This is a genomic window from Flavobacterium cyclinae, from assembly GCF_021172145.1.
Classification (GTDB): Bacteria; Bacteroidota; Bacteroidia; order Flavobacteriales; family Flavobacteriaceae; genus Flavobacterium; species Flavobacterium cyclinae.
In genome coordinates this window covers 1,737,154-1,750,212 of record NZ_CP089095.1, presented here as the reverse complement: position 1 = coordinate 1,750,212, position 13,059 = coordinate 1,737,154, and the positions used below count along the sequence as shown (strand labels likewise).

Here is a 13,059-nt window from a genome sequence, read left to right as displayed (position 1 = left end):
TTTATTTTTGTCTAAAAATAGTCTCTAATGAAACAAATTATATACAAATTTATTTTTTGTAAAATTTTTGGTTGGAAAGTTGTTGGGAACATTTCACAAGAATTAAAAAAATGTGTAATTATCGCAGTACCACATACCAGTTGGTGGGATTTTTTCCTTGGAATTTTTTCTAGAGGAATCTTAAATTTAGAGATTAATTATGTAGCAAAAAAAGAACTATTTGTTTTTCCGTTTAATTATTTTTTCACTTGGACAGGAGGCTCTTCTTTAAATCGTCAAAAAAATGAAAACAAAGTAGATTCAATTTCAAAAATTTTTAATGAAAAAGAAGTGTTTAGATTGGCAATTTCACCAGAAGGCACACGAAAAAAAGTAACCGAATGGAAAACCGGTTTTTATTATATTGCTTTGAAGGCTAATGTACCAATTATCCCAGTAGCATTCGATTATGGAAAAAAAGAAGTAGTGTATCACGAACCTTTCTATCCAACAGGTGATATTGATTCAGATTTAAAGTTTTTAAAAGCGTATTATAAAGGTGTCATTGGAAAAGTTCCCGAATATAGTTTTACCGATATTTAAAAAATAAAACTCTGAATTTTTTCAGAGTTTTTTTATGGATGATAGTTTTTAAAAGTTCCGTTTTTAAAGAAGACGACAATACGTTCAATTTCTTCTTGTGAATTATTTTCTGTTTTAAACGATTCTACAGGATTATTATTGGAAAGGGTAGAGGGAATTGCTTTTTCAATATTTGAAAATAAATCGGGTTCTGATCCGGAAGGATTTTCTATTGTCGCTACAGGAACATTAATTTCTTTTACTTCTATATTGGTCTTAGTATTTTCTGATTTAGGAAATTGCCCTTTTCCATTTAAAATCCAATACAAATCTACTTCAGGAAAAACCTCTATAACTTTAATGATAAAATCTAAACTAGGTTTGTTTCTTCCTGAGAGTAGGTGAGATAAACTCGAACGTTGCACATTGATTTTATCTGCAAATGCAGAAGCGGATAAGTTATAATAATCAAGTATAATTTCTAGTCGTTTTATAAAATCATCAATGTTTACCATTGTAAATAGTTTATTTGGATTAACAATGTTACAAATGTAAACAAAACCAAACAAATAAACAAGTTTACAGATGTAAATACGACAAATAATAATAAACAATCACTTTATTTAAGTAACTATAAATAACTGATATAATGTAATTTAATTTCATATTAAATAGTTTTTTAATATTGTAAACAATAATTATAAAACTTGAAGAAATAATTAAATTAAAGTGTTTACAAAAGTAATTAAAAATAAAATTCTTAACGTTTACAAATGTAAATTTAAAGTTGTTTACATTTGTAAATCAAAATAAATGTATGGATTATTTACAATTAGCAACACAATATTTGGAGTCAAATCTTAAAGGGAAATATATTCATTTGGATACCATTTTGCCTTTGTTAGAATCTTTAAAAAATCATTTCGAAATCATTGAAATTGGGAATTCTGTTCAATCTCGTCCAATTCATCAAGTTAAAATTGGTTCAGGTAAAACAAAAATTTTAATGTGGTCACAAATGCATGGTAATGAATCTACGACCACTAAAGGATTATTTGATTTCTTCAATTTCTTAAAATCGAATAATGAAATTGCAAATCGAATTAAATCGGACTATACTTTATTGTGTATTCCTATGTTGAATCCAGATGGAGCCTTCTTATATACGAGAGAAAATGCGAATAAGGTCGATTTGAATCGAGATGCTTTTGATGCTACCCAGCCTGAAATGCAGCTATTGAAGCAAGTTTATAGTGATTTTAAGCCCGATTATTGTTATAATTTACATGATCAAAGAACTATTTTTGGTACAGAAGGATTTAATTTACCTGCAACGGTTTCTTTTTTATCGCCTGCTTTTGATGAAAGTAGGGCTTTTAATGAAGTTAGATTGAAAGCTATTCGAATAATAAATAAAATGAATAAAACGTTGCAATCGTATATTCCTAATCAAGTGGGGCGTTTTGATGATAGTTATAATATAAATTGTACGGGTGATTTCTTTACAACTCAAAAAACTCCAACAATACTTTTTGAAGCGGGTCATTTTGCTGATGATTATGGGAGAGATTTAGTGAGGAAATTTATTTTTATAGCGCTTTTGAGTTCATTTCATGTAAGTTACGAAAACGTTATAGTTGATAAAGATTTGGATGATTATTTGAATATTCCTCAAAATAATAAATGTTTTTATGATTTTATTTATAAAAATGTCAAAATTATTGATAATAATGTTGAAAAAATAATTAACTTTGCAGCTCAATATTCTGAAGAAATTGAAAATGGTCAATTAAAATTTATTGCTAAGATTGTTAATGTAAACGATTTGCAAAAAAATAGTAAAGGCCACATTGAATACGATTGTGAAGAAGGTTTGTTTTATTGTAAGGGAAGTCATTTTCCGATAATTAATGAAAAAGCCAGTTTTGTTATCAATAATTTAACAGAATTTAACAATGGTGTAAAAAATAATTAATAAATTTGCTTCAGATTTAAATAAAAATCAAAAAATTAACAAATATTATAAGCACTTATGAGTAAGTTTCGTTTAGATGAAGTAGATCATCAAATTTTGGACATGTTGATTGATAATACGAGGGTTCCTTTTACAGATATTGCAAAAAAATTATTGATTTCTGCTGGAACTGTACATGTTAGAGTTAAAAAGATGGAAGATGCTGGTATTATTCAAGGCTCTTCTTTAACGTTAGATTATGAGAAATTAGGATATTCTTTTATTGCTTATGTTGGGGTTTTCTTGCATAATACATCTCAAACTAAATTTGTATTAGAAAGAATCAATCAAATTCCTTTTGTTACGGTTGCGCATGTAACTACTGGAAAATTTAATATTTTCTGTAAAATTAGAGCAAAAGATACGAAACATGCAAAAGAGGTTATCTTTATGATTGATGATATTGAAGGTGTTTACAGAACAGAAACAATGATTTCTTTAGAAGAAAGTATTAATGACAAAAAACGTTTAATGCATACTATTTTTAAAGAATTGTAAAATACATCATAAAGCCTCTTTTTAGAGGCTTTTTTTATTTTTTGTCTTGTCCTGAAAAAAGTTGACTAAAAATCACATAATATGTCAACAAAAAAGAAAATTTCAAAAATTCCAACTGTCCCACAAATTTACAGCGAAGCATTTAAACGTCAAGTTGTAAGTGAATTTGAGAGGGGTTTATTTACAAAAGCAGAGCTTCGAAGACGTTACAATATTTTAGGTAGTAGTTGTATACCAAGATGGTTAAAAAAATATGGTAAATTTACCTATGAAGATAAATTAACTATTGGTCGTCCTATGAAAGATCCTCAACAACAGCGTATAAAAGAGCTAGAAGCTCAATTAGCGAAAAAAGAAGAAGAATTAAAAGTATTTAAACGATTTATTGAAATAGCTGAACGTGAACTTAAAATTGATATTGTAAAAAAGTCTGGTTCCAAGCAGTCGAAGAAATAAATATAAATAGTTCATTGACTATTTATGAGTTATGCGAACTGTTTGGATACACAAAACAAGCATTTTACAAGCGAAAGTCAAAGGTAAAAACACCTAAATACAACTCAGAATTATTACGAAGTTTGGTAGTTACTATTCGTAAGCAATTACCCCGAACAGGTGGTAAAAAACTTCATGTAATGTTACAAGATGAATTTATAAAACACCATATATCAATTGGTCGGGATAATTTTTTAGATTTTTTAAAAGCAGAATATTTACAAGTTCCTAAAGCTCGAAGATATTACAAAACAACAAATTCAAGACATTGGATGAAACGCTATCCAAATTTAATTAGCAATTTAGTACTTAACAGACCTGAGCAGGTTTGGGTTGCTGATATAACATATTTACGAACAAAAGAGAAAACATATTATTTGCATTTACTCACTGATGCGTGTTCCAAGAAAATTGTAGGATATCAATTGTCAGATAATTTAATGAGCTCAACTACTGTAAAAGCTTTAGAAATGGCTTTGATTAAGAGGAAAACAAAAAATCAACTCATTCACCATTCTGATAGAGGTTTACAATACTGTAGTAAAGAGTATACCGAATTGTTAAAGAAAAACAATATTTTAATTAGTATGACGCAAGAATACGACCCATATGAAAATGCAGTGGCAGAAAGAGTAAATGGAATTTTAAAAGAAGAATTTGGTTTACATGAAATATTTGAAAACTATCAAAATTTAAACAAACAAGTTACACAGGCCATAACTTTATACAACAATTTTAGAATACATATGTCAATTAATATGATAACTCCAAACCAAGCACATCAACAAAAAATAATACATTTAAAACAATGGAAAAAAATAAATCGTAACAGAATTAATTCTGTTACGATTTAACTATATTTGGATTATTAACGAGTCAACCTTTTTTAGGACAACTCATTTATACGTTATGAATATATTAGATACTAATGAATTTGCGCCTTATTATGCAAACTATATAAAACTTGTTTCTGAGCAAGATATTGTAAAAGGATTGAATTTGCAAAAAGTAGAAATGTTGCATTTTTTTAAATCAATTCCGGTTTTTAAACATGAATTTCAATATGCAGAAGGGAAGTGGACAGTAAAAGATATTATATTACATTTAATAGATGCTGAACGAATTTTCGCTTATAGAGCTTTGCGAATTGCAAGAAATGACAATACGGCTTTACCTGGATTTGAAGAAAATGATTATGTTATTTCAGCAAATGCTAATGATCGTGAGTATGAAAGTTTGTTGGCAGAATATGAAATCGTTAGAAATGCAACCATTAGTTTGTTTGAAACTTTTTCAATGGAAGATTTACTTCGTTTAGGTACGGCTTCAAATCATAATGTTTCGGTTAGAGCAATTGGTTATATCATGTTGGGGCATGAATTACATCATAAAAATATTATTTTAGAACGATATTTATAAAATGAAAAGGGATTCAAATTAATTGAATCCCTTTTATTATTTAATCTTCGTCATCTTCATCGTCTTCAGCATCTTCAATATCATCTGAATCATTTGAGATATCATCGTCTTCATCGTCGTCCTCATCAATATCTAGGTCTTTAAGACCTGCGATTTTCTCATCTGGAACTACTACAACATCGTCTTCAATAATGTCATCTTCGTCATAATTTTCAATTCTATCAGCAAGTTTAGTACTTACTTTTACTAAGTATATAGTATCTTCTGTACGAACTTCTACAGCTTCAACAGTTTCATTCTTAGCATTTTTGAATCGAATAACATCCGAATCATCATATCCATCAGGAAATTTCTCAACTAATAAGGTTAAGATTTCATTTGTTAATTTAGCGTAATCAACAATAACTCTTTTCATTGGGTAGGTTTTAATCTTGTATTTTCGTCAAATGTAATATCCTTAACTTATATTTTCAAGTAAAATTTAATATTTTTTTAAAAATTTTACCAGCCTAAAACGTAAGCAAACATTAAGGGTGCAACTATCGTAGCGTCAGACTCAACAATGAATTTTGGTGTTGTAATGTCTAATTTTCCCCAAGTAATTTTCTCGTTTGGAACAGCTCCAGAATAAGATCCGTAGCTAGTTGTAGAATCTGAAATTTGACAGAAATAGCTCCAGAATGGCACATCGTGCATTTCCATATCTTGATACAACATTGGAACCACACAAATAGGGAAATCTCCTGCGATACCTCCACCAATTTGGAAGAAACCAATTCCTTTTCCTTCACAGTTTTTTGTGTACCAATCTGCTAACCACATCATATATTCTACACCACTTTTCATAGTTGTAGCTTTGAACTCACCTTTAATGCAGTAAGAAGCGAAGATGTTACCCATAGTACTATCTTCCCATCCTGGAACAACAATTGGTAAGTTTTTTTCAGCAGCAGCTACCATCCAAGAATCTTTAGGGTCAATTTCGTAATATTGCTCTAAAACTCCAGAATTAATCATTTGGTACATGAATTCGTGTGGAAAATAACGTTCTCCTTTAGAATCAGCATTGTTCCAAATATCATATAAATGTTGTTGTAATCTTCTAAAAGCTTCTTCTTCAGGAATACAAGTGTCGGTTACACGATTATAGTGATTTTCTAATAAATCCCATTCTTCTTGAGGTGATAAATCTCTATAATTTGGAACTCTTTTGTAAGAATTATGAGCAACTAAGTTCATGATATCTTCTTCTAAATTAGCTCCTGTACAAGAAATGATATGTACTTTATCTTGACGAATCATTTCGGCTAATGATTTTCCTAACTCAGCGGTACTCATTGCACCAGCTAAAGTTATCATCATTTTCCCGTTGTCTAATAAATGTTCTTCATATCCTTTTGCAGCATCTACTAAAGCAGCAGAGTTAAAGTGAAGATAATGTTTTTCAATAAACTGACTAATTGGTCCTTTGCTCATTATAATTTTATTTTATTGTTCTTTTTTGTTGTTGTAACCTAAAATTTCTAAAACGTCTTCTGCTTTTTGTTGTTCAGAAAAAACTTCTGTTGCAATAATTCCGTTTTTATCTTTATCGATTAATATGTGTTTGGGTTGTGGTAATATACAGTGACTCAATCCACCAAAACCTCCAATGGTTTCTTGATAAGCACCTGTGTTAAAGAATCCTATGTATAAAGGCTTTTCTTTGTTGTATTTTGGTAAATAAACAGCATTCATGTGTTGTTCCGAGTTGTAATAATCATCACCATCACAAGTCAATCCGCCTAATAACACTCTTTCATAAGTATCATTCCAGCGATTAACCGCCATCATTACAAATCGTTTGTTGATTGCCCAAGTATCAGGTAGGGTGGTAATAAAAGAGGAATCAATCATGTTCCAATTTTCCCTATCATTTTGTTTCTTTTGATATAAAACTTGGTATAAAGCACCACCAGATTCACCAACAGTAAACGATCCAAATTCTGTAAAAATGTGTGGAACCGCAACTTCAGCATCATCACAAGCAATTTTAATTTGGTTTAAAATTTCATCAACCATGTATTGGTAATCATAATCAAAAGCTAATGAGTTTTTAATTGGGAATCCACCACCTATATTTAAACTATCAAGTGAAGGACATTCTTTTTTTAATGCAATATAAACTTTCATACATTTTAAAAGTTCGTTCCAGTAATACGCTGTGTCGCGAATACCTGCATTAATGAAGAAATGAAGCATTTTTAGCTCAACTTTTTTATTGTCTTGAATTTGTTTTCTATAAAATGGAACAATGTCTTTATATCCAATACCTAAACGAGAGGTATAGAATTCAAATTTTGGTTCTTCCTCAGCAGCAATACGAATACCAATTTTGAATTTACCATCAATTTCTTCTTGTAATAAATCCAATTCTTCAAAGTTATCTATAACAGGAATGGTATTTTTATGGCCATTGTTGATTAATCTTGCAATATTAGTAATGTATTGAGCTCTTTTAAAACCATTGCAAACTACAAAAGTGTTTTTATTGATTTTTCCTTGCTCCATTAAGTTCTCTACAATATTAATATCAAAAGCTGAAGAAGTTTCAATGTGAATATTGTTTTTTAAGGCTTCATTTAAAATAAATTGAAAATGAGAACTTTTAGTGCAATAACAATAAAAATATTTGGCATCATAATCGTGTTTTTCCATGGCATTTCTAAACCACATTTTAGCACGATTGATATTTTGAGAAATCTTAGGTAAATAGGTGAATTTTAAAGGTGTTCCGTATTCTTCCACTAATTTCATTAAGTCTATACCATGAAATTGAAGATTGTCTTTGTTTAATGTGAATTCTTCTTGTGGAAAATAAAAAGTCTGATTAATTAAGTCGTAATATTTAGTGTTCATTTTGAATAATTAAGATTAAAATTTACAAAGCTTTATGTTTCTTGTATAAATCTTAATTTTCAAACCCTAATATTTGCGAATCGAATCAATAGCTTTTCACTAAATGTTTTCGAAGATGCGAATAAATCAATTATATGAAAACAATAAATCGAAAAAAAGAAACGATCAATAATAGATAAATCAGCATTCCTATTGTTAAGAATCCTGTTGTAGTTATTTATATTGTTGTTTTCTTTCATTGGCGCAAAGTTAAAAAATAAAATGGCTATTATTAAAACAAAATTCAAAAAAATAATTATAAAATATAGTCTTTAAATGCATTGATTATCAAATCATTATCTGCAAATTGATTTATTTTAATTTTACCAATACCATCAAGTAAGGCAAATTGAACTTTTCCAAATTCATTTTTTTTGTCGTATATCAATAATTCAATGATTTGATTGATATCATTTTCATCAAATTCAATTCGTTCAAAAATATCGTTGATTATATACTTGATTTCTTGATATTCTTCGTTAGTAATTAGGCCTTTTTCTCTAGAAATAAAACTTTCTAATATCATTCCTGCTGCAATTGCTTCACCGTGAAGTAAGTTAGTTTTGTTTTCATTTTCTAAAAAATAACTTTCAATTCCGTGACCTAGAGTATGACCAAAATTTAATGCTTTTCGGATTCCATTTTCGGTTAAATCTTCACAAACAATAGTATTTTTTATTTCAATTGATTGATGAATTAATTCATTTAAATCTTCTGTATTTAAGTTATTTAGGTTTTTAAATTTATCCCAATACTTTTTATCAAAAATCAATCCATGTTTTAGCATTTCAGCTAATCCAGAACGCATCTCTTTTTGTGACAATGTACTCAAAAATTCGGTATCAATTAGTACCGCTTTTGGTTCACGAATAATTCCGATTTGATTTTTTAAATTCCCTAAATCTACACCATTTTTTCCACCTATTGATGCATCAACCATGGATAGTAAAGTTGTTGGAATATTAATAAAATCAATTCCTCTTTTAAAAGTACACGCAACAAATCCACCCAAATCCGATACAACGCCACCACCTAAATTTATAATAATGCTTTTTCTGTCGGCTCCTAATTCTGATAAAGCTGCCCAAACCTCAGTACATGTAGCAATGTTTTTATGAATTTCGCCTGATTCCAATTCGATAATTTCGATTTCAACTTCAGTAGCTAAATTGTTCAACAAATGGGGTAAACAATACTGAGAAGTATTATCGTCAACCAAAATGAAAATTTTAGAATAATGAGTTGGAACAAGATATGAAGCTAATTTTTCATAACCTGTTTCATTGAAAAATACGGAATAATTAGTTGCTTGTATGGTTTGCATGAAAATGTGTAAAATTTGACTGCAAAATACGTCATTTTTTATTTATTATTCGATAACTGTGCAGTATATTTGTAGTACTTTATTTCAAATATAATGAATACACTATTTAATAATACAGAAGTTGCTTTTGCTTTAAAAAGTGACACCGAGTTAGAAAGAGCTTATTTTTTATTCAAATTAATTGATAGTCAACCTTTAGTTAAAATTGGAACAGCTGTTACAAATTTTGCTTTAAAAGCTCATTTACCAGTAGAAGGATTAATTCGTTCTACAGTTTTTGACCATTTTTGTGGTGGTGTTAATGAAAATGATTGCCTTAGAGTAGTTGATAAAATGTATACTAAAGGCGTTTCATCGGTTTTAGATTACTCAGTTGAAGGAAAAGAAGAAGAAGCGCAATTTGATGCTGCTCTAAACATGACATTAAAAACAATTGAATTTGCTAAAGAAAGAGATGCAATTCCGTTTGCAGTTTTTAAACCAACAGGTTTTGGGCGTTTAGCATTGTATGAAAAAGTAGGAGAGAAGGCCTATTTAACTGAAAACGAACAAAAGGAATGGAACAGAGTAATCGAAAGATTTGATATTGCATGTAAAACAGCATTTGAAAAAGATGTATTATTATTAATTGATGCTGAGGAAAGTTGGATGCAAGACGCTGCAGATGCTATAGTAGCAGATATGATGCGTAAATACAACAAACAAAAAGCGATTGTTTTTAATACATTGCAAATGTATCGTTGGGATCGATTGGATTACTTAAAAAATCTTCACGAACAAGCAAAAGCAGAAGGGTTTTACATTGGAATGAAATTAGTTCGTGGAGCTTACATGGAAAAAGAAAATGAAAGAGCTTCTGAACGTGGACAAAAATCTCCTATTTGTGTTTCTAAAGAGGCTACGGATATAAATTATGATGCGGCTGTATCTTATATGGTAGAACATTTAGATATCATGGCAGTGTTTGCAGGAACTCATAATGAAGAAAGTTCTTATAAATTAATGCAATTAATGGAAGAAAAGGGAATTGCAAAAAATGACAAACGTATTTTCTTTGGTCAATTGTTAGGAATGAGCGACAACATAAGCTTTAACTTGGCTGCTGAAGGTTATAATGTAGCTAAATATTTGCCATTTGGACCAGTTAGAGATGTAATGCCTTATTTAATTAGAAGAGCGGAAGAAAACACTTCGGTAGCAGGACAAACAAGTAGAGAGCTAACTCTAATTAAAAAAGAAAAAGAAAGAAGAAAGTTGTAATTTTTAAATAGTATACTTTTAAAGCTATTCTAATTTAGTTTGAATTAGGATAGCTTTTTTATTTTAATTTGTTCTGAAATAAAAAATCAAATTTTCAAAAAAACATTAAAAATACTCATTAAAATAAAGGATAAATGATGCTAATTAAATTATTTTCAACTAAATACGAATAGGTTAATTATGTCTGATTTCAAAAAAAAACAAATTTTAAGAATTAATTATGAAATGTTATTGCTAAATTTGGGAAAATTATTAAACCAATTAAATATGAAAAAAACTTTACTTTTATTATTAGCTTTTGCTGGTATTAATGCTTATTCACAAGGTAGTTGTGCAACAGCATTTAATATTACAACTAATGGGGATTATGTTACAAGCACTGTTAATGGTACTTTTCCAACAGGTGAAACTGGATTATGTTTTGCATCTGCTGGTAGCCCTGCCGCTGCACTTTGGTACACTTTTACGCCTCCAACGGATGGTATTTTAACTGTTACATCTGCAATTGCCGCTAATCCAGGAGGAACAACAGGTATTGATACTAGATTAAGTATTTTATCAGGTTCTTGTGGCGGACCATGGACATGTGAGGATTTTAATGATGATTTACCTGGTTCAGATTATCGTTCAGCTGTTGTTGATCTTCCAGTTACAGCAGGAACAACTTATTACATTATTTGGGATAATAGATGGGATGATACAGCATTTACATTTAACTTAACATTTACCGGAGCGTCTTGTTTTGCACCACCGTTATTTTATTTACCAGATTATTTATCTACTACAAGTGCTGATTTGTATTGGGATCAATCTACACCAGTACCTTCAACTTATGATGTAGATTGGAGTAATAACTTTGCAACGCCTGCAGGATCGGGAACAATGATTTCAGCACCAGCTGGAGCATTATCATATTCAACGGCTAATATTTCAGGAGCTACGGCTTCTTCTAATTTTAGATATTATGTTAGAGCGAATTGTAATCCAGAGTTAAGTGCATGGGCAGGTCCGTATTATGCTTATTTGCCTGTAACGTTACCTTATAGTAATGATTTTGAAAATCCAGCTAACAATTATACAGACGGTTTTATCAATTTTGCATTAATCACTACAAGTGGAACTTCTACACCACCTAACTATGCAGATGGTGGAGCAGGTACTGCAATGTATACTTTTAATAGTACAACTGCAGCTTCTAATGCTAGAGCTTATTTTAGAGGAATGAATTTAACAGCAGGAGAACAAGTGACAGTTGAATTTAAAACTAGACTTTTTGCGTTTGCACCAGATGTTCCTGAACCAATTTCTTTCAATTTAACCGTTGGAGATAGTCAAAGTGCTGCAGGACAAGCAACTGTTGTTCAAAGTTATACCAATTCAAGTGCGGCTGCATATACCACTCATACAGCTACATTTACAGCTCCAACTTCTGGAATTTACTATTTTGGTATTCATAACAATACACCTCAAGCAACTACTGAAACTTTCTTGTTCCTAGATTCTATTAGTTTAACTACTAATTTATCTTCAAATGACAATGAATTATCAGTATTTAGTATTTATCCAAATCCTGTTTCAAACGTATTAACTATTTCTAATACTAACAATATTGAAATTAAATCTGTAACTATTACTGATATTAATGGAAGAGTAGTTAAAAACCAACAAGGTGCTTTAACTCAAATTAATGTATCTGATTTAAATTCAGGTGCTTACTTTGTTACAATTGAAGCTGCTGAAGGAAAAACAACTAAGAAATTTATTAAACAATAATATTTCTAAAGTACATAATAACTAAAAACGACCAGTATTACTGGTCGTTTTTTTTCTTTTTATCACTGTTCATCATAAGCATTACTGCGCCAACTAAGCCTACTATTACAAGTAAAAATATAATGATCATAATAAAAGCGCCATTTCCCCATGAATAAAGTGGTAATAATAAATTTGCCATAGTTACAAAGGTTAGAATTTACACAAAGATAAAAGTTAACATTTGTTTAATACCTGATAAATATCATGTAAATCTAGTCTAAGAACTTTGCTTTTAATTCTGGTGTTGGAATCATACATGTCTCTTTTTTACCATACCATTTGTAGCGATTTTTTGCTACATAATCATAAATTAAATCTCTTATTCTCGTAGGTAAAATAATAAAAAAAGTGGCTAAAGTAAATACACCGCTTAATCCTTTTGCGATTTCTAAAGCAGCTGTTGATTTGTAATAATAAGAGATTCCAGGTTCATACAATACAATACTATCAATGTGAATTGGATTAATTCCGATATGTTTTACAATTTTTTGACCTAATTCTGATTGTAATGATACAAATCGAAATATATCTTTTTTATCATGTTTAATGACATATTGAACAGATGAATTGCATAAGTTGCAAACCCCATCAAATAGGATGATTTTTTTATCTTTTGGTAAATCTTGTATTTCCATATTTCAATATCAAGTTCAAATTCAAGTACAATGTCAAGCTTCAATTTTTTTAAAAAAGGAACACCGATTTTTAAAATTTAAGTAATTGAAAAAATCTCGAT

Annotated in this window: 14 protein-coding genes; 7 read left to right on the top strand and 7 right to left on the bottom strand. The window is 29.6% G+C overall.

Annotation, left to right across the window (positions count from 1 at the left end; all coding sequences use genetic code 11):
* The first annotated feature begins 27 nt into the window (after positions 1-27).
* A complete protein-coding gene (locus tag LOS86_RS08140; protein WP_231841612.1) occupies positions 28-582 on the top strand; it encodes a 1-acyl-sn-glycerol-3-phosphate acyltransferase in 555 nt (184 codons plus the stop codon).
* Between the two features lie 32 nt (positions 583-614).
* Here LOS86_RS08140 and LOS86_RS08135 read toward each other — a convergent pair whose 3' ends face one another.
* A complete protein-coding gene (locus LOS86_RS08135) occupies positions 615-1,076 on the bottom strand; it encodes a helix-turn-helix domain-containing protein (RefSeq protein WP_231841611.1) in 462 nt (153 codons plus the stop codon).
* 302 nt (positions 1,077-1,378) lie between these two features.
* Between LOS86_RS08135 and LOS86_RS08130 the strand changes: the two genes are divergently transcribed.
* From LOS86_RS08130 to LOS86_RS08115, 4 genes are all read left to right on the top strand, one after another.
* Positions 1,379-2,536, top strand: a complete 1,158-nt coding sequence (locus LOS86_RS08130) for a M14 family zinc carboxypeptidase (protein WP_231841610.1) — start codon at positions 1,379-1,381, stop codon at positions 2,534-2,536.
* A gap of 57 nt (positions 2,537-2,593) precedes the next feature.
* Positions 2,594-3,073, top strand: coding sequence for an Lrp/AsnC family transcriptional regulator (locus LOS86_RS08125; protein WP_026726210.1), 480 nt, complete (start codon positions 2,594-2,596; stop codon positions 3,071-3,073).
* 81 nt (positions 3,074-3,154) lie between these two features.
* Positions 3,155-4,422, top strand: a protein-coding gene (locus LOS86_RS08120; RefSeq protein ID WP_231841609.1) for an IS3 family transposase whose coding sequence is annotated in 2 segments (ribosomal slippage) — positions 3,155-3,494 and positions 3,494-4,422 — 1,269 coding nt in all. Because the reading frame shifts where the segments join, the coding sequence is not laid out codon by codon here.
* A 55-nt stretch (positions 4,423-4,477) separates the two neighbouring features.
* Positions 4,478-4,987 carry a DinB family protein gene (locus tag LOS86_RS08115; protein ID WP_231841608.1) on the top strand — a complete coding sequence of 170 codons (510 nt, stop codon included), beginning with the start codon at positions 4,478-4,480 and terminating at the stop codon, positions 4,985-4,987.
* 40 nt (positions 4,988-5,027) lie between these two features.
* Here LOS86_RS08115 and LOS86_RS08110 read toward each other — a convergent pair whose 3' ends face one another.
* The 4 genes from LOS86_RS08110 to aroB form a co-directional block, all read right to left on the bottom strand.
* Positions 5,028-5,402, bottom strand: coding sequence for a DNA primase (locus tag LOS86_RS08110; RefSeq protein WP_231841607.1), 375 nt, complete (start codon positions 5,400-5,402; stop codon positions 5,028-5,030).
* A gap of 86 nt (positions 5,403-5,488) precedes the next feature.
* Positions 5,489-6,463, bottom strand: coding sequence for a deoxyhypusine synthase family protein (locus LOS86_RS08105; RefSeq protein WP_231841606.1), 975 nt, complete (start codon positions 6,461-6,463; stop codon positions 5,489-5,491).
* A gap of 12 nt (positions 6,464-6,475) precedes the next feature.
* Entirely contained in the window at positions 6,476-7,885 is a 1,410-nt protein-coding gene (locus LOS86_RS08100; protein ID WP_231841605.1) for a type III PLP-dependent enzyme domain-containing protein, read from the bottom strand.
* A gap of 295 nt (positions 7,886-8,180) precedes the next feature.
* A complete protein-coding gene (gene aroB, locus LOS86_RS08095; protein ID WP_231841604.1) occupies positions 8,181-9,248 on the bottom strand; it encodes a 3-dehydroquinate synthase in 1,068 nt (355 codons plus the stop codon).
* Positions 9,249-9,341: 93 nt separating this feature from the next.
* On the opposite strand from aroB, the gene LOS86_RS08090 reads away from it, so the two are divergent.
* Together LOS86_RS08090 and LOS86_RS08085 are read left to right on the top strand one after the other, a co-directional pair.
* Entirely contained in the window at positions 9,342-10,508 is a 1,167-nt protein-coding gene (locus LOS86_RS08090) for a proline dehydrogenase family protein (RefSeq protein ID WP_231841603.1), read from the top strand.
* Positions 10,509-10,775: 267 nt separating this feature from the next.
* Positions 10,776-12,281, top strand: a complete 1,506-nt coding sequence (locus tag LOS86_RS08085) for a T9SS type A sorting domain-containing protein (protein WP_231841602.1) — start codon at positions 10,776-10,778, stop codon at positions 12,279-12,281.
* A 37-nt stretch (positions 12,282-12,318) separates the two neighbouring features.
* On the opposite strand, the gene LOS86_RS08080 is transcribed toward LOS86_RS08085, so the two are convergent.
* The gene (locus LOS86_RS08080; RefSeq protein ID WP_231841601.1) at positions 12,319-12,462 is read right to left on the bottom strand and encodes a hypothetical protein; all 144 of its coding nucleotides are present in this window, start codon (positions 12,460-12,462) and stop codon (positions 12,319-12,321) included.
* Positions 12,463-12,535: 73 nt separating this feature from the next.
* Complete coding sequence (locus LOS86_RS08075; protein WP_231841600.1) at positions 12,536-12,958, bottom strand: thiol-disulfide oxidoreductase DCC family protein; 423 nt, start codon at positions 12,956-12,958, stop codon at positions 12,536-12,538.
* Between the last annotated feature and the right edge of the window lie 101 nt (positions 12,959-13,059).